Consider the following 16,999-nt stretch of genomic DNA (forward strand, 5'->3'; position numbering starts at 1 on the left):
CGGTGTGTTCCCTTTCCTTTGTCAGCTCTCGAAGGCGGTGGGCAGGTACTGGTCGACGTTGTCCTTGGTGACGACCGGCGCGTACAGCTGGACCGTGCGCGGCACCTCGACCTCCACCAGGTCGCCGAGGGCCTTCTTCTGCACCAGCAGCCGGGCCAGCCGGACCCCGTCCGCGCCCTGGGTGGACGGGTAGATGACGGTCGCCCGCATCAGCGTGTTGCCGGCCTTGATGTCACGCATCACGTTCGCCGAGCCGGCCCCACCGACGACGAAGAACTCCTTGCGGCCCGAGTTCTTGATCGCCGCCATCACGCCGACCCCCTGGTCGTCGTCGTGGTTCCAGATCGCGTCGATCTTAGGGGCCGCCTGCAACAGGTTGGCCGCGGCCTTCTCGCCGGACTCGACGGTGAACTCGGCGGCGACGCGGTTGTTCACCTTCAGGCCGCAGTCGGCCAGCGCCTCCTTGAAGCCCTGGCTGCGGGCCTGGGTCAGCGGCAGCGAGTCGATCCCGGCGATCTCGGCGATCACCGCGTCCTTCTTGCCCTTCATCTCCTGGCAGACATAGGTGCCGGCCGAGATGCCCATGCCCTTGTTGTCACCGAGGATCGTGGTCCGGGCGGCGAACGTGCTGTCGAACTCGCGGTCGACGTTCACCACCGGGATGCCGGCCTCCATCGCCTTGGTGGCGACCGGGGTGAGCGCCGCGCCGTCGAACGGCAGCAGCACGATCGCGTCGACCTTCTGGTTGATGAAGGTCTCCACCTGGCTGATCTGCAGGTTCACGTCGTTGGTGCCCTCGGCCACCACCAGCTCGACGTCGGGGTACTTCTTCGCCTCGGCCTGGGTGGCCTTGGTGATGGCCCCCATCCAGCCGTGGTCGGCGGCCGGCGCGGAGAACCCGATCTTGACCTTCTGGCCGGGTTCGTCGTTGCCGCCACCGGCACCTCCGGCGGCCTGCGAGGTGGCCGGCTCGGACTTCTCCGCCTCCGGGGTGTTGCTGGTACAGGCGATCAGGGCCAGCGAGGTCAGGCCGACCAGGCCGGCGGCTTTCAGGAACCGGGCGGGACGTGCGGACATGGTGTCCTCCAATGTGCTTTCGCTGTTCGACAACTACGGAGTGGTGGCGCGGGCGGCCAGGCGTTGCTGGAGGAGGACCGCGATCACGATGATCAGGCCCTTCGCCACCGACTGGGCGGAGATGGACAGGTTGTTGAGGGTGAAGACGTTGTTCAGCGTGGTGAAGATCAGCACGCCGAAGACGGTGCCGACGATCGTTCCGCGGCCGCCGGACAGCAGCGTGCCGCCGATCACGACGGCCGCGATCGCGTCCAGCTCGTACAGCTGGCCGTGGGTCGAGCTACCGGTGGTGGTGCGGGCCATCAGCATGACGGCCGCGATCCCGCAGCACAGCCCGGCGAGGACGTACAGCGCGACGGTGTGCCGCTGGACCTTGATCCCGGCCAGCCGCGCCGCCTCGGCGTTGCCGCCGACCGCGAACGTCCGGCGGCCGAACGTGGTCCGGTTGAGCAGCACCCAGCCGAGCGCCGCCACGATCACGAACATCCACACCAGCACCGGGACCCCTAGAAACGAGCCGCCGAAGAAGTCGCCGAAGGAGTTGACCGTGATGATCTGGGTCTTCCGGTCGGAGATGATCTCGGCCAGACCGCGGGCCGCGGCCAGCATCGCGAGGGTGGCGATGAACGGCACGACCTTGCCGTAGGCAATCAGCAGGCCGTTCACCAGCCCACACGCGGCACCCACCAGCAGCGCCGTACTGACCATCAGGATCCAGTGGAAGTCGGCCGCCATCTGCTGGGTCGCCAGCGTGGTCGCCCAGACGCTCGCCAGCGCGACCATCGCGCCGACCGACAGGTCGATCCCGCCGCCGGTGATGACGAACGTCATCCCGATGCTGACCACCCCGATGACGGCGGCCAGCCGCAGGATCGTCAGCACGTTGGCCCCGGTCGCGAACGTGTCCCCGGCCGTGATCACGCCGACCAGGCAGAGCAGCACCAACGCGACCACCAGGCCGAGGTTGCGGCCCATCCCGGTGCGGAGCAGCCCGGCCACGCCGCTCGCGCGTCCGGGCGCCGCGCCCGGTTGGCGGGTGGTCGCCTGGGTCGAGGCGGTGCCCGACTCCGGCGTCGCCGAGGGCTCGGATCGTGCGACATCCTCACTCATCACACGGCACTTCCTTCCATCACCAGGTCCAGGACCCGGTGTTCGTCGATCTCCTGCGCGGGACCGGTGTGCACGGCCCGCCCCTCCCGCATCACCACGACCCGGTCGGCCAGACCGAGCACCTCCTCGACCTCGCTGGACACCAGGACGATCGCGACCCCGTTCGCGGCCAGCTTGCGCACCAGCGCGTAGATCTCGGACCGCGCGCCCACATCGACGCCACGGGTCGGCTCGTCCAGCAGCAGGACCCGGCAGTCACGCAACAACCACCGCGCCAGGACTACCTTCTGCTGGTTGCCGCCGGACAGGTTCCGGACCGGGTGCTCGACACCGGCCGGCCGGACGTCGAGGGCCTTGGTGAGTTCCTCGGCGGCGTCCTTCTCGGCCCGGCCGCGAAGGAATCCACCACTCGCGAACCGCTGCATCGTGGACACGGTGATGTTCTTGTAGACGGCCTCGTCGAGCAACAACGCCTGGCTCTTGCGTTCCTCCGGCGCGAGTCCGACCCCGGCCCGAACGGCCGCCTGGACCCGACCGGGCTTCAGCGGTACGCCGTCGACCGTGACCGATCCGGTGGCCGCCTTGCGTGCGCCGTACACGGTCTCGAGGATCTCCGACCGGCCGGATCCGACCAGCCCGGCGAGCCCGACGATCTCGCCCGCGCGGACCGCGAACGAGATGTCCGCGAACTCGCCCGGCCGGGTCAGGTCCTGGACGTCGAGCACGGTCGGCGCCGTGGTCGGGATCTCGGCCCGGCGCGGGAACACGTACTCGATCGAGCGCCCGGTCATCAACCGGATCAGCTCGGCCGTCGGTGTCTCCCGCGCGTCCAGGCCGGTCGCGACGGTGGCGCCGTCCTTGAGCACGGTGACCCGGTCGCCGATCTCGCGGATCTCCTCCAGCCGGTGCGAGATGTAGACGACGGCGACACCACGGGAGGTGAGGTCCCGGATCACCCGGAACAGGTTCGCCACCTCCTCGGGATCGAGCACGGCCGACGGTTCGTCCATCACGATCAGCTGGGCGTCGCGGGACAACGCCCGCGCCATGCTGACGACCTGCTGACCCGCGGCCGGCAACAGCCCGACCGCACGACCGGCCGGGATCTCGCCGTGCCCGAGACCGGTGAGCAGGGCCCGCGCCTTCGCGGTCGTCTCGTGCCGCCGGCTGAAACCGAACCGGGCCGGCTCGTGGCCGAGGAACACGTTCTCGGCGACGGTGAGATCCGGGACCAGGTCGAGTTCCTGGTAGATCGCCGCGATGCCGAGATTGATCGCGGCGGTCGGGCTGGCCAGGCGCACCTCGTGGCCATTCACAACGATCGTGCCGCTGTCCGGCTGATGGGCGCCGGTGAGCACCCGGATCAGCGTGGACTTGCCGGCCCCGTTCTGGCCGAGCAGGCAGTGCACCTCGCCCCGGCGGACGTCCAGGTCCACCCCGTCGAGCGCCCGGACCCCCGGGAACTCCTTGACGATGCCGCTCATCCGCAGCAGTTCGTCGTTCGTCACACCGCCACCCCTCCCGCGTTGCTCGCTCACCGCGTCCTGCCTTCGGTCACTGCGCCACTCCGCTCGTGTCCCGGCCGATCAAGGTCGGGTCGTGGAACACCTGGTCCAGCGAGATCTGCGCCCCGCCCCGGACCGCCGCGGCGAACCCGAGCGTCGACTGCACCACCCGGCACCCGCCACCCTCGGGCGCGATCACGCGGTCCCGGATCGCGTTCTCCAGCGGTTCCTTGAGCCACGGCCCGAGCACCGCGAAGTACCCGCCGAGAACCAGCACGTCGGGGTTGAGGACGTTCACCAGGATCGCGCCGCCGATGCCGAGCCAGGTCCCGACGTCGGCGAGCGCGCGCAACGTCCGTGACGCCCCGGCCTCGGCTCGCCGGGTGATCTCGGCCAGCCGCTGCTCGACGTCGAGGGACGGATCGCGGACCGGGTCGTCCGGGTCGGTCGCCTTGTTGAGCAACGCGGTCAGGCCGACCACGGTCTCCCAGCACCCGGTCCGGCCGCAACCGCAGATCCCGCCCGACGGCGCGACCGGCATGTGCCCGACCTCGCCGCTGAACCCGTGCCCACCGCGCAGAAGGTGGCCGCCGGCAACCATCCCGCCGCCGACGCCGATCGCCCCGGTGAGCAACATGATGTCGTCGGCCTTGGTGTCCGCGTCCTTCTTCAGTTCCGAGTACGCCGCGAGCGCGGCCAGGTTCGCCTCGTTGTCCACCCGGACCGGGTACGCCGGGGCGCCGAGGCGGGCGCGCATCTCGTCGACCACCGGGACCTCGGACCAGCCCAGGTTCGGGGCCAGCTTCAACGATCCCGTCGTACTCTGCACCAGGCCCGGGACGGCGAGCGTGACCCCGGCGGTCAGGCCGTTGCGCTCGGCAACGGCGGCGACGGCCGCACGGATCAGCTCGGCGAGTTGGTCGAGGGTGACGGCCGGGTCGAGGTGGGCCACGTCGAGCGGGACCCGGCGTTCGGTGACCACGTCGCCGCTCAGGTCGAGGGCGGCCACGGCCAGGTAGTCCACGTTGATCTCGGCGCCGACTCCGCAGACCCGGGTGCCGTCGAGCTCGACGAGCTGACCGGGCCGGCCGAGGGTGCCGCGCTCGGACTCGGCCTGGCCCTCGCGGAGCAGGCCGCGCTCGACGAGTTCGGCGACCAGGCTGGACACGGTGGCCTTGTTGAGCCCGGTCTCGGCGGCGATCCGGGCCCGCGATCTCGGGCCGGCGGCGCGGACGTGACGAAGGACGACGGAGAGGTTGTTGCGCCGCAGCGAGACGTGGTCGGCGGCACCCGTTCCGGTGCCCGGCCGACGGCCCTCGGTCAGCATCCAGCCCACCCCCTTCTCCCCCGCCCGGAGAACGGTCCCGTCGCACAGAAAGTGAAAGAGGGACCACTATGTGATGCCAGTCACAGACTTCGTCTGTTGAGCCAACAAACTAAGTAAGCCCCCACCGGCCGTCAAGACGTCGCGACCAAGTTTCTTCAGCAGGACCAGGCCGATTGCGACGGCCACGGCATCGGCTACCAGCCATGCGTGATCGCGGGAATCTGGGGTCCGCTCATCGACGGCTCGGTGAGCCGATGTGGCGGGCTGGTGCACCGCAGGGGTTTGAGATCCGCGCGCTCGACGGGGACGGCACGGCGTGCTCGTCGGGATACTTGCTTCGGGTGACGAGCGACGGCGGCCGGATGTTGTCGCCGGTCACCGACGTCCGCCCCGCCGCGCCGAGCTTCGGGTCAGAGCACCTCGAGGCTGTCGGACGCCAGGGTGATGACGGCGCCGTCCAGGTGCAGCCGGCAAGCGATCGCGTGCCCGGAACACGTCAGCAACGCCGGTCCCGCGACGTCGACCACCTTGTAGGCAACGGGTTGCGTACACCGCTCGATCGGACCGGCGTACTGCTGGTAGCACCCGAGCACGTGGCAGGTCACGGTCTCACCGGCGTTCATCAGGGTGAGACCGTGCTCGGGGCAGATCCCCCAGACCACCGAGCACCTCTGCTCCTCCGCGGCCGCCAACCGGATCAGGTTCCCGGCCGTCGACTCGAGCTCACCGGCCAACGCACGAATGGTCTCCGCGGCAACATCAAGCTCCCGCCGGAACTGCTGCGACTCCACCGAGGTCGAGAGTTCCTTCGTCGTGGCGGCGAGGTCGTCGGACAACGCCCGAGCCGCGACGGCGATCTCGTCGACCTTGACCGGCATCCCGAACCCAGCGGGCTGCACAGGCTGACTGGACCGAGCCCGCCCGACGCTGAACTGCTCGAACCGCGCGGCAGCCTCCCGAGCCCAGATCCCAGCCTCGGACTCGTCTTCCGCCGACGTGTCGGCGTCCTTCGCTCCCTGCTGCTGCGACGGGTTCCCGGCGTTTGCCTCCGCCGCCGATCCAGCAGCTGCGCCGCCCACTGCGGCGCGCCCCTGCCCAGCGGGAACTTTGCGTCCGTTCGAGCCGAGCGCACCAGCCCGCGGGGTACCGGCGCCGCGTTGACTACCGGTGCCGCGTTGACCGCCGGCGGGGGCTGGTTGCCAGCGGATCTCGCCGACCGGTTCGCCGTCGCGCCAGCCGGCGTCGTCCGCCTGCCGGTCATCCGCTGCGGCACCGCGCTTGTCTTCCGCCGCGTCGGTTGCCGCATCCGTCGCGGCCTCGTCGGTAACGCCGTTCTGCGTGGCGCCGTTGTCGGTCGCGTCGTTCTGCGTGGCGTCGGTTGCCGGCTGTGTGTCGCCGGACCTCTCGTCCTCGCTGAGCGGGCGGCGTTCGGTGCCCTGGATCTGCGGGACCCCGTTCTGGCCGTGCCATCCGGTCGGTCCACCAGGCAGACCGTGCGGCACGGGTTCGGGATGGGGATCGGTGTTCTGCGCTTGCAAGCCGTTCGGTCCGATCTGGCCGTGTGGTCCGGAGTGACCGTTCGTGCCGGTAGCGTGATGGTCGGGTGGCACGTCGGCGCGTCGGCCGGCGGTATCCGGTCCCGGTCCTTCGACCGTCCCGTTCACCGGCACCTGCGACGCATCCGTGCCGTCGCGATGGTTCGCCCGTTTGGCTTTCGCCATTCGTCGCCCCCTGATGACGTTTCCCCGGTGGCCGATCGTGCCATGCCCGCAGGGGGTGCGACCAGAGTGAACCTCCGCAGGTCACGCCGGGCCGCACGATTTTCGCGCAGCGCAATCATCCTCTCTCCGTTTCGTCACTTAGCGTGCCTGACGACCCGGGTCACGGATCACTCTCAGCGAATTTCCGAACGCTCCCTTAACACTCACCCACCAACAGCACCCACCCGACTCCACACCGCAAACACCGACCGGTCAGTAACCACGGCCGGGCCCCAAACCTCAACCCCTCAACACGAAACCCGGAACTACACCAGCAGAATTCACACGCTTGAATGACACCTGCGGAACCCAAATCCCCCGGGCCCACCCAACCACCCCGATGGTGCAACCGAGAAGATCGAACAAGTAACGCAGAGTACGCAAACCGGCTACCCGCTACGCATCCCGGATACCCGCCAACCAACCCCGCGCCCCGGACCAGGTGCCTTCGGTACCGCGCTTCTTGCTGGTTGGGTGGGTTCGGGTACCACGGGTTGGGGGTTGGGTGGGGAAGGTGTGCTGGAGGTTGCAGCTATTGACATCGGTTCGGGGCTTTTTCTGTCGGGCGGTTCTGACATACTCCCGCCGACACCATGTCACTCTGAGACCCTGGGGGGGTCGTTTTGTCTGTCCGCCCGTCCTATCTACTGAAGCTGGGCCTGCCCGCGGCGTTGGTCGCGGCCGGCTTGGTGACGGTCGTGGGTTCTTCCGTTTCGGCGGCTGAGCCCGGGCCGTACCGGAATGCTTTCCCGGTCGAGGCTCGCAAGAGCCCGACGGCCGCGAAGGTTGCCGACGCCTACGATCCGCACACCGTGCTGGTGAAGTTCTCCGCGAAGGCTTCTGCCGCCGCGCGGAGCACCGTGCTCGCGAAGCACAACAGCCGGCAGGCCGCGACGCTCGCGACCAGCGACTACGTCACCGTGAGCAGCAACGACAACGCGCCCGACCTGCTGAAGAAGTTGCGGGCCGAGCCGAGCGTCGAGCTTGCCTCGCTCAACTATGTCCGCAAGGCGGCCGCGACGCCGAACGACGAGTACTACCGCGTCGACCAGGGGTACCTGTCGACGATCCGGATGCCGCAGGCCTGGGACCTGTCCAAGACGGCCGGGGCGCAGACGGTCGCGGTGCTCGACACCGGCGTCGACGGCGGTCACCCGGAGCTCAGCGGTCGCGTCTACACGGGGTACAACGCGTTCAACGGCTCCACCAACGCGAACGACGACCGCGGTCACGGCACCATGGTGGCCGGTATCATCGCCGCGAACACCAACAACGCCCGCGGGATCGCCGGCGTCGCCTGGAACGCCAAGATCCTGCCGGTCAAGGTCCTCGACGACCACGGCCGGGGCAGCGACTCCAGCGTCGTCGCCGGGATCAACTGGGCCGCGTCGCACGGTGCCCGGGTGATCAACATGTCGCTCGGCGGCGCCTCGTACAACGCGGTCATGCACGACGCGGTGAAGAAGGCCGTTGCCAAGGGCATCGTCGTGGTCGCGTCCTCCGGCAACGACTACGACAGCACGCCGAACTACCCGGCGGCGTTCCCGGAGACGATCTCGGTCGGCGCGACCGACAACAACGGCGCGCTGACGACGTTCAGCTCGTGGGGCGACACCGTCGACATCGCCGCGCCCGGCTGGAACATCCTCTCCACCGGTCCGCGCGCGCTCACCGACCCCGACTACCTCCCGTACTGGGGTGGCAGCGGCACCTCGTTCTCGGCGCCGATGGTCGCCGGCGTGGCCGCGATGCTGCGGAACAAGTACCCGAGCTGGACGCCCGCGCAGGTCGAGGCGCAGCTCAAGGCGACCGCCCGGGACGCGGGTCCGCGGGGTGCCGACCTGTACTACGGCGCCGGCATCCTCGACGCCGCGAACGCACTCGGCGCGACCTGGGCGCCCGAGTTCTGGGCGGCCGGGCCCGACGGCAACGACGTCCCCGCCCGCGCGACCGCGATGGCGAGCCTGTCGATCACGGGCGCGATCGGCACCGAGGGCGAGGAGGACTGGTACTCCGCGTACTCCCCCGCCGCGCGCAACGTCGTGATCACGCTGACGCCGCCCACGTACGACGACGCGAACAGGGCACAGAACGTCGACCCTGTGCTCCGGGTGTACGACGGCCAGCTGAAGCTGATCGCGTTCGCCGACGACGGTTTCGGTACCGAGCGGGCCCAGCTCACGCTGCCCGCCGGGACCTCGTACTTCAAGGTGACCAACTACAACGGCTCCCGCGACAGCCGGCCGTACACGCTGGCCGTCGCCAACACCGGCGCCGGTGGTTCGCTGTCCGGTGACCGCTACTGGGTCCGCGACACCGCTCCGGCCGACCTCGCGTCGGGAGTGGCGCAGACCGCGTCGCCGTCGGTGACGTTCGAGCGGGACCTCGACCCGGCCAGCGTGACCACCTCGACGGTCCGGCTGCTGCACGGCAAGACCGGCGCCGTCGTCCCGAGCGCGCCGAGCTATGACGCCGCGACGAAGAAGCTCACCGTCGACCCGACCGCGACGCTGCAGGACAACACGCCGTACCGCGTGGTCGTCGGTGCGGTGAAGGACACGACCGGCGCGACCATGCCGGGCTCGTACCTCGTCTTCTTCCGGACCGTCGACGCCGCGCCGGCGCCGATCACCAACTTCACCGTCGCCGGTCAGTACGGGACCGCGACGATGAAGTGGACACTGCCGGGGATCACCGATCTCGACCAGGTCGTCGTCCGCCGCAACGCCGGTACCACCCCGCCGTCCGCGCCGAACACCGGCACCTCGGTGTACGGCGGCACGGCGTCGAGCGCGACCGCGACCGGTCTCGCGAACGCCACGAGCTACGCGGTCCGCGCGTGGGTCAAGGACCGCAGCGGCAAGTGGAGCTCGTCGGTCCAGGCGCAGCTGACCGGCACGTACCCGACGATGACGGCCAACGCGACCGCGCTGAACTACGGCGGCAAGGTCACGCTCACCGGCAGCGTCGTCCGCGTGGACACCAAGGAACCGCTCGGCGGTGTCCTGGTCTCGCTGTACGGCCGCAACAAGAACAGCTCGACCTGGCGTGAGATCACCCGCGTCACGACGACCGCCGGCGGCACCTACAGCGTGACCTACCAGCCGCTGTACTCCACGGTGTTCGCGTGGGGCTACAACGGTTCGCCGCAGTTGCTGGGCTCGCGCACCGGCAACTGGACGGTGGACGTCCGCCCGACGCTCACGGCCAACCTCACCGCGACCGCGATCAAGCTCGGCCAGTCCACCACCTTCTACGGCTACGTCCGCCCGCAGCACGCCGGCTCCACGGTGTACCTGCAGCGGTCGACCGGTTCGACCTGGACGACGATCACGTCGACCAAGCTGAACTCGACGGGCAACTACGGCTTCGCCATCAAGCCCACGGCCCGCGCGAGCTACACCTACCGGGTGGTCTTCCAGGACGACGGCGACCACGCCACGGGCGTCAGCCCCGCCAAGGCCTTCACGGTCAGCTGACGCTCGAACCTTCACAGGGGTCCCCGGTTCCTTCAGGAGCCGGGGACCCCTCTTTTTGATGCCCTGCGCCGGTACGGGCTCCGGTACGGGCAGTGCCGCGACGCAGCCGTCAGGACGCTGGTAAAGGACCGCAGGTCACTCGCTCGTTCCGGTCTTCGACAAGGAGAGGTGAGTTCTGTGCTGGTACCGAGATGGCTGAGATCCTCACGACAGCGACGATTGGCTGTCCTGACAAGCAGTCTTGTCACCGTCGCCGCGCTGGGGGCGACGGTGTCTTCGCCGGCCGCGACAGCGGCTCCAGAGGAACCGGCAGCAGAGATCGCTGGACCGGCCGACTGCAAGGCCGGACTGACGTTCACCGACCCCTATCGGGTCGCGTCGAACAACACGGTCCGGGCCGGCTTCCGGTTGACGTCCAACTGCGGCGGCAAGGCCTCCATCGGATTCTGGGTGGAGGGACCTGTCGCCAACGCCTGGGAGGAGTTCCGGAACTTCCCGCCGGGTGGTGGTGGCTACGGCGTGAACTACAAGGTCGGGAGATGCCGCCCCGGTACGTATCGGGCGTACGCCACCGTCCTCTTTTCGGCCGCGGACGGGACAGCGGTGGAGCTCAGGCGCAACAGCAACAAGGTCAAGATCAGCTGCTGACCCGACGTCCGAAGGAGAGCTGACATGCACAACGCAGAATCACGCAGCCGCCGAGTACGTCGAGACACACTGGCCGTCGCCGGAGCCCTGCTGCTCTCGGTCGGCCTGGGAGCTCCTCCCGCCGGCGCGAGCGAATCCTCGCCGACGACCACAAGTGAGATTGCCGCCGCCCCGCGGACATCGCCACCGAGCGGCGCAGTGCTGAGCACCGTGTCGAAGCCGGTACCCGGTGGCGTCCTAGAAGTCACCGAGTACGAGAACGCGGTCGAAGTGGTGGGGAGGATCGCGAGTTGCGACATCAAGGGGACGGCGAGCAAGCCCTCGCTCATCAGTGGCCGCCGACTGCAGTCAGTGGTGACGTGGGACGTGAAAGGGTGCGCCAACAAGGTGACGCTGACCCACATCATCGGTGACGTCAGGTTCGGCACCAGGCTCGACCTGGCCCGGTGGGACGGCACCAGGAAAGCACCGACCCATCAAGCGCACACCCTCAGTCGGGGCTGCGCCAAGGGCTCGATCGTCAGCGCGCTGACGATCTCACTCAGCCGCTACGACTACAGCTACTACCAGAGCAAGCCGCTGAAGATCTCCAAGTGCTGATGTCGGCGAGGGCCACCTTCTGAGTCCCCGGCGCTCCGCCCTGACGCCGGGGACTCACCCCTTTCCAGCGAGTTTCGCCAAGTGTGGTGAGGCTTTCCGCCTCTAGGCTGCTGCCATGCCGGGATCTGCAACTCGCTACCTCTATCTCGCTCGACATGGCGAGGCGACGCCGGACGAGAGCGCCTTGTCCGAGAACGGTCGTCAGCAGGCCGGCTTCCTCGGTGATCGACTCCGCGACGTCCCGTTGTCGGCGATCTCTCACGGTCCGCTGCCACGCGCAGCACAGACCGCGCAGCTGATTGCCGACCGACTCGAAGGCGTTCCGGTTCGCTCAGCGGAAGCTGCTGGCGACTACATTCCTTGTCTGCCGCAGGAACACGAGCTTCCGCCCGAGTCAGCTGAGTACCTGCTGGCGTGGCTCGATCGCGTCCCCCCGGACGAGCTGGAATCCGGGGCTGGACTGGCTCGCGAAGCCATGGAGCTGTTCACCGGTCCTGTACCCGGCGACCTACCCGACCATCAGCTCGTCGTCACGCACAACTTCCTCATCGCGTGGCTCGTCCGCGCCGCGCTCGACGGTCCCAGGTGGCGGTGGCTGGGTCTTGCCCACTGCAATGCCGCCCTGACCGTGATCCGCTATCCGCCGGATCAACCTGCCGGTGTGCTCGTGTACAACGACATGACTCACTTGCCTGAGCAGCTGCGTTGGACGGGGTTCCCAGCTGAGCTCCGGGTCTGACCAATTCGTCAAGCCCTGTTGTCGCTGTCAGGGAGGCGATCCATGGGGGTCTTCTCGATGCGGGTCCAGCCTTTCCAGCCCCGTTGTTCGAGGATGTCGAGCAGTCGCTTGGCGTTGGGGGCGGCTTCGAGCATGGCGGCGTCCAGGAGGGCGACCACCTTGTCGTCGAGGTCGCTGGCACCTGTCGCGCCGGCTTCGACGGCCGCGATCATCAGGCGTTCGACAATGTCCGCGGCCTCGACGATTCTTGGGTCGTCCGGAGGTGCGTCGAGTGCTTCGTTGACGAGCCCGTAGAGCTTCACCATGTCCGGATGCCGCAGGCCTTCGTGCTTCAACGCGATCACCTCGTCGACGAGGTGCGGGACCTGGGCCGCGACCATGATCCAGGCGTCGCGCTCCATCTCGATGTAGCGCTCCTGCAGGCCGAGGTCGCGCAGCCGGTCCAGATAACCCACGACACTCGGCGGCAGCGCGAGCTGCTCCCCGGCGACGAGTCGGGCGAGTCGTCGCCGGGTGTCCTGCAGCCGCCGGACCTCGGCGCGAAGTGCCTTGTCGATCTCTTGGACGCCGTCCGCGAACTCCTCGGGGGTCGCGTCGAGGAGCTCGTGGACGCGGGCCAGCGGTACGCCGGCCGCCGCCAGGGTGTGGATCCGGATCAGCCGGACGACGGCGGCGGCGTTGTACACCCGGTAGCCGGAGTGATCGCGGTCGGGCTCGGGCAGCAGGCCGATCTTGTGGTAGTGCCGCACGGCTCGCACCGTCACTCCGGCGTAGGACGCCAACTGGCTGATGGTGAGCATGGGTCCTAGCTTGCTTCAGGCAATCTTGCGGCGATAGGTCAGCATCGCCACACCGTAGGCCACGACGAGCAGGCCGACGCACCACGCGAGGGCGGTCCAGACCCCGGCGCCGACCGGTTCCTGCGCGAACAGGTTGCGGATCGTGTCGACGATGGACGTCACCGGCTGGTTCTCGGCGAACCACCGCACCGGACCCGGCATCGTCTGCGTCGGAACGAACGCCGAGCTGACGAACGGCAGGAAGAGGAGCGGATACCCGAACGCGCCCGCACCCTCGACCGACGACGCGGTGAGTCCGGGAATCACCGCGAGCCAGGTCAGCGCCAAGGTGAACAGCAGCAGGATGCCGCCGACCGCGAGCCAGTTCAGCAGGCCCGCTCCCGAGCGGAACCCCATGATCAGCGCGACCCCGACCACGACGAGCAGCGCGATCAGATTCGCGACCAACGAGGTGATCACGTGGGCCCACAGCACGCCCGACCGCGCGATCGGCATCGACTGGAACCGCTCGAAGATCCCGCTCTGCATGTCCATGAAGAGCCGGAACGCCGTGTACGCGATGCCGGACGCGACCGTGATGAGCAGGATGCCGGGCAGCATGTAGTTCACGTAGGCCGTCGACCCGGTGTCGATCGCGCCGCCGAACACGTAGACGAACATCAGCATCATCGCGATCGGTGTGAGCACGGTCGTGATGATGGTGTCCGGGCTGCGGGTGACGTGGCGCAGGGTCCGTGCGGTGAGCGCGCCGGTGTCACCGAGGAAGTTCGCGGTCATCGTGCCCCCTGGGCGTGGGTCTCGTCGCCGATGACCGCGAGGAAGATCTCCTCGAGGGTCGGCTGCTTCTCGACGTACTCGATCTGCGCGGGCGGAAGGAGTTCCTTGAGCTCGGCGAGGGTGCCGTTCGCGATGATGCGGCCCTGATGCAGGATCGCGATCCGGTCGGCCAGCTGTTCGGCTTCTTCCAGGTACTGGGTCGTGAGCAGCACCGTCGTCCCGGAACCGGCGAGCTCCTTGACCAGGTGCCAGACCTCGATGCGTGCCTCGGGGTCGAGCCCCGCGGTCGGCTCGTCGAGGAAGACGACCGCGGAGTTCCCGATCAGGCTCATCGCGATGTCGAGACGCCGGCGCATGCCGCCCGAGTACGTCGAGACCCTGCGCGTAGCCGCGTCGGTCAGCGAGAACCGGGCCAGCAGGTCGTCCGCCGTCCCACCCGGATCGTCGAGGTGCCGCAGCTTGGCGAGGAGGACGAGGTTCTCCCGGCCGCTGAGAATGCCGTCGACGGCCGCGAACTGTCCGGTCAGGCTGATGGATTCCCGCACCTGGCCGGGCTGCGTCGTGACGTCGAACCCGTTGACTTCGGCCGTTCCCGCATCGGCCCGCAGCAGCGTTGCGAGGATCTTGATGGTGGTGGTCTTCCCGGCGCCGTTGGAGCCGAGTAGCGCGAAGATGCTGCCCCGCGCCACCTCGAAGTCGACCCCGCGCAGTACCGCTTGTTGTCCGTACGCCTTCTCCAGGCCCCGCACCCGGATCGCCGGGCGGGCGGCTGTCTCTGCTCTCATGGCGATCAGGATGGAGGGTTGACCTAGCGTCAAGGTCAAACAGCAGCTTCACGGGTTGTAGTGCTGGACCGCCCCTTCTCTGCTGAGGTCGACGAGGGTGTGGGCCACCGCTTGGGCTTCGGCCAGGATCTCGGCGAGATTCGCCTTGGTGAGTTGGCGATTGCGGACCACCACCTCGCCGTCGACGACCACGTGGGTGACGTCGGAGGCACGAACCGAGTAGACGAGGGCCGCGAGGGGGTTGTGGAGGGGCTGGTTGTGGGGTTGGGAGAGGTCGAGGAGGGCCAGGTCGGCGCGGCGTCCTGGCTCCAGGGCTCCGGTTCGGTCGGTGAGGTTGGCGGCTGCGGCGCCTCCTCGGGTGGCCAGCCGGAGGACCTCGGAGAGGGGCAGCTGTTCGGCGTTCTGATGGGCCTGTTTCTCGGTGAGAGCCACCAGGCGGAGGGACTCCCAGACGTCGAGGGTGTTGTGGACCGCCGCGCCGTCGGTGCCGATGCCGATCCGGATGCCTGCGGCTCGGAGTTCGGCGATCGGGGTGGTCGTGCCCATCGCGAGTTTCAGGTAGACCTTCGGGCAGGTGGCGAGGGTGGTGCGCGGGGCGTGGACCTCGAGCAGTGCGAGGTCCTCGTCGAGGATTCCGCAGCCGTGGGCGATGAGGGCGCCGGCGTCGAGGATGCCGGTGCGTTCGAGGACCTGGATCGGGGTGACGCCGAGGCGGGCCTTCGAGGAGTGCGTCTGGTCGAGGGTTTCGGCGGCGTGCAGGTGGACGCGGAAGCCCTCCTCCCTCGCGACCTCGGCGGTCCGGGCGAGGTCTTCGTCGGTGACGGTGTACGGCGCGTGCGGGCCGAGGCTCGCGGTGATCCGGGGCGGCGGCGCCAGACCGGGCCGCGCCAGACCGGGCCGCGCCAGGTCCGACGCGGTGCCAGGTTGCGCGGTGCCAGGATGCGCGGTGGCGGAAGGTCCGGGCGCGGAAGGTCCGGGCGCGGAAGGTCCGGGCGCGGAAGGGGCTGGGTGGGTCGGGCCGGAGGCGGCTTCGTGGCCGAGCATCTGGATCCGGCGGGCGGTTTCGAAGGCGGCTTCCCGGGCCTCGGGCCCGGTGGACGAGAAGAAGGTCGGCGCCAGGTCCGCGCGGATGCCGAGCTCCACCGCGGCCAGAGCGATCTGGTCGGCGTGGAAGTAGTGGTCGACGAACGTGGTGACGCCGGCGAGCAACATCTCGGCACAAGCCAGGCGGGCACCGATGCGGACCCGCTCCGGCGTCAGGTTCATCTCCATCGGCCAGATCTTCTGGTTGAACCAGACATCGATCGGCACGTCCTCGGCCGCGCCACGCATCATCACCATCGGGCTGTGCGTGTGCGAGTTCGTCAGGCCCGGCACGGCGAGCAGCCCGGACGCCTCGAGCTCCTCGGCCCTCTCCCCCACCTGGTCCGGCTCGCCCTCCAGAGGGGTGCCCGTCGGAGTGATGCCGGTGATGGCGCCGTCGGCGATGTGGATGTCCTGGTCTTCGTCGATGCGGCACTCCCCGGTCTCGGGGACGACCAGGACCGAGCAGTTCTTGATCACCAAACGCGCCATGCTGCCTCCAACCCCTGCGGACGGACTCCCGGAAGTCTGTCCCATCGCCGGGTCGTCCGGGCCTCTCCCCGCACTCCTGTCACACCAGCACCAAACATTTCGGCGCGGCGCTGACCTGCGGGATCGAGGGGAACATTTGTTCGAATCTCGGGTAAAGTGATCGGCATGGGTGCTGACCTCCAGGCGTCCTTGTTGGATGCGTTCGCGGATCCGGAGCTCGGCTCGCTGGCCGGGATCCGGCGGACCGAGCTGAGCCGGGGTGCGTGGATCGACGTGTTGCCGGGCTGGTTGGCGGGTGCCGACCAGGTGTTCGAGCGGCTCGCGGCCGACGTGCCGTGGCGCGAGGAGCGACGGCAGATGTACGACCGGGTGGTCGACGTGCCGCGGCTGCTCTGCTTCTACGGCGAGAGCGACGACCTGCCGTTGCCGATCCTCGACGAGGCCCGCGACCTGTTGAGCGAGCACTACGCCGACGAGTTGGGCGAGCCGTTCCGGACGGCCGGGTTGTGCTACTACCGCGACGGGCGGGACAGCGTCGCGTGGCACGGTGACAAGCTCGGGCGCGGCGGCCATGAGGACACGATGGTGGCCATCCTCTCCGTCGGGGAGCCACGAGTCCTGGCGCTGCGGCCGAAGCCGGGCAGCGCGACCGGGCCGGTCAGCTCGACGATCCGGCACCCGCTCGGACACGGCGACCTGATCGTGATGGGCGGGTCGTGCCAGCGCACCTGGGAGCACGCGATTCCCAAGGCGTCCGGGCGGATCGGGCCGCGGATCAGCATTCAGTTCCGCCCTCGCGGGGTGCGCTGACACGATC

At 69.0% G+C, this 16,999-nt stretch carries 14 protein-coding genes; 5 read left to right on the plus strand and 9 right to left on the minus strand.

Translation table 11 applies throughout. The features are described 5' to 3' along the window. Positions 1-21: 21 nt before the first annotated feature. From FB561_RS29550 to FB561_RS29575, 5 genes are all read right to left on the minus strand, one after another. Complete coding sequence (locus tag FB561_RS29550) at positions 22-1,077, minus strand: substrate-binding domain-containing protein (protein WP_145812408.1); 1,056 nt, start codon at positions 1,075-1,077, stop codon at positions 22-24. Positions 1,078-1,110: 33 nt separating this feature from the next. Beyond that, positions 1,111-2,187, minus strand: coding sequence for an ABC transporter permease (locus FB561_RS29555; RefSeq protein WP_145812409.1), 1,077 nt, complete (start codon positions 2,185-2,187; stop codon positions 1,111-1,113). Then, entirely contained in the window at positions 2,187-3,695 is a 1,509-nt protein-coding gene (locus FB561_RS29560) for a sugar ABC transporter ATP-binding protein (protein WP_238335119.1), read from the minus strand. The genes FB561_RS29555 and FB561_RS29560 overlap by 1 nt, the downstream gene beginning before the upstream one ends. A 46-nt stretch (positions 3,696-3,741) precedes the next feature. Then, positions 3,742-5,019: an ROK family transcriptional regulator gene (locus tag FB561_RS29565; protein ID WP_145813467.1), complete on the minus strand. Its 1,278-nt coding sequence runs from the start codon at positions 5,017-5,019 to the stop codon at positions 3,742-3,744. Positions 5,020-5,429: 410 nt separating this feature from the next. Further along, entirely contained in the window at positions 5,430-6,521 is a 1,092-nt protein-coding gene (locus FB561_RS29575; RefSeq protein ID WP_145812411.1) for a hypothetical protein, read from the minus strand. A gap of 956 nt (positions 6,522-7,477) precedes the next feature. On the opposite strand from FB561_RS29575, the gene FB561_RS29580 reads away from it, so the two are divergent. The 4 genes from FB561_RS29580 (at position 7,478) to FB561_RS29595 (ending at position 12,245) form a co-directional block, all read left to right on the plus strand. Then, positions 7,478-10,258 (plus strand): S8 family serine peptidase, encoded by a 2,781-nt coding sequence (locus FB561_RS29580; protein ID WP_238335120.1) that lies wholly within the window; start codon positions 7,478-7,480, stop codon positions 10,256-10,258. A 270-nt stretch (positions 10,259-10,528) separates the two neighbouring features. Next, positions 10,529-10,906 carry a hypothetical protein gene (locus FB561_RS29585; protein ID WP_145812414.1) on the plus strand — a complete coding sequence of 126 codons (378 nt, stop codon included), beginning with the start codon at positions 10,529-10,531 and terminating at the stop codon, positions 10,904-10,906. Between the two features lie 24 nt (positions 10,907-10,930). Next, positions 10,931-11,506 carry a hypothetical protein gene (locus FB561_RS29590; RefSeq protein WP_145812416.1) on the plus strand — a complete coding sequence of 192 codons (576 nt, stop codon included), beginning with the start codon at positions 10,931-10,933 and terminating at the stop codon, positions 11,504-11,506. Positions 11,507-11,621: 115 nt separating this feature from the next. Continuing rightward, on the plus strand, positions 11,622-12,245 hold the full coding sequence (locus FB561_RS29595) for a histidine phosphatase family protein (protein WP_145812417.1): 624 nt from the start codon (positions 11,622-11,624) through the stop codon (positions 12,243-12,245). Positions 12,246-12,253: 8 nt separating this feature from the next. On the opposite strand, the gene FB561_RS29600 is transcribed toward FB561_RS29595, so the two are convergent. The 4 genes from FB561_RS29600 to FB561_RS29615 are packed head-to-tail and all read right to left on the minus strand — an operon-like array spanning position 12,254 to position 16,182. After that, a complete protein-coding gene (locus FB561_RS29600; protein ID WP_145812419.1) occupies positions 12,254-13,045 on the minus strand; it encodes a MerR family transcriptional regulator in 792 nt (263 codons plus the stop codon). Between the two features lie 15 nt (positions 13,046-13,060). Continuing rightward, positions 13,061-13,822 (minus strand): ABC transporter permease, encoded by a 762-nt coding sequence (locus FB561_RS29605; RefSeq protein WP_145812421.1) that lies wholly within the window; start codon positions 13,820-13,822, stop codon positions 13,061-13,063. Then, positions 13,819-14,607, minus strand: a complete 789-nt coding sequence (locus FB561_RS29610) for an ABC transporter ATP-binding protein (protein WP_145812422.1) — start codon at positions 14,605-14,607, stop codon at positions 13,819-13,821. The genes FB561_RS29605 and FB561_RS29610 overlap by 4 nt, the downstream gene beginning before the upstream one ends. Before the next feature lie 48 nt (positions 14,608-14,655). After that, the gene (locus FB561_RS29615) at positions 14,656-16,182 is read right to left on the minus strand and encodes an amidohydrolase (RefSeq protein ID WP_145812423.1); all 1,527 of its coding nucleotides are present in this window, start codon (positions 16,180-16,182) and stop codon (positions 14,656-14,658) included. Between the two features lie 165 nt (positions 16,183-16,347). On the opposite strand from FB561_RS29615, the gene FB561_RS29620 reads away from it, so the two are divergent. Continuing rightward, positions 16,348-16,992: an alpha-ketoglutarate-dependent dioxygenase AlkB gene (locus FB561_RS29620; RefSeq protein ID WP_145812425.1), complete on the plus strand. Its 645-nt coding sequence runs from the start codon at positions 16,348-16,350 to the stop codon at positions 16,990-16,992. The last annotated feature ends 7 nt before the right edge of the window (positions 16,993-16,999 follow it).

It is taken from the genome of Kribbella amoyensis (genome assembly GCF_007828865.1).
GTDB classification, from domain to species: Bacteria; Actinomycetota; Actinomycetes; order Propionibacteriales; family Kribbellaceae; genus Kribbella; species Kribbella amoyensis.

What these genes read in the sequence shown, in the direction of transcription:
- FB561_RS29550 (WP_145812408.1), bottom strand. Translation starts at nt 1,077, where the DNA reads ATGTCCGCACGTCCCGCCCGGTTCCTGAAAGCCGCCGGCCTGGTCGGC.
- FB561_RS29555 (WP_145812409.1), bottom strand. Translation starts at nt 2,187, where the DNA reads ATGAGTGAGGATGTCGCACGATCCGAGCCCTCGGCGACGCCGGAGTCG.
- FB561_RS29565 (WP_145813467.1), bottom strand. Translation starts at nt 5,019, where the DNA reads ATGCTGACCGAGGGCCGTCGGCCGGGCACCGGAACGGGTGCCGCCGAC.
- FB561_RS29590 (WP_145812416.1), top strand. Translation starts at nt 10,931, where the DNA reads ATGCACAACGCAGAATCACGCAGCCGCCGAGTACGTCGAGACACACTG.
- FB561_RS29595 (WP_145812417.1), top strand. Translation starts at nt 11,622, where the DNA reads ATGCCGGGATCTGCAACTCGCTACCTCTATCTCGCTCGACATGGCGAG.
- FB561_RS29600 (WP_145812419.1), bottom strand. Translation starts at nt 13,045, where the DNA reads ATGCTCACCATCAGCCAGTTGGCGTCCTACGCCGGAGTGACGGTGCGA.
- FB561_RS29605 (WP_145812421.1), bottom strand. Translation starts at nt 13,822, where the DNA reads ATGACCGCGAACTTCCTCGGTGACACCGGCGCGCTCACCGCACGGACC.
- FB561_RS29610 (WP_145812422.1), bottom strand. Translation starts at nt 14,607, where the DNA reads ATGAGAGCAGAGACAGCCGCCCGCCCGGCGATCCGGGTGCGGGGCCTG.
- FB561_RS29615 (WP_145812423.1), bottom strand. Translation starts at nt 16,182, where the DNA reads ATGGCGCGTTTGGTGATCAAGAACTGCTCGGTCCTGGTCGTCCCCGAG.
- FB561_RS29620 (WP_145812425.1), top strand. Translation starts at nt 16,348, where the DNA reads ATGGGTGCTGACCTCCAGGCGTCCTTGTTGGATGCGTTCGCGGATCCG.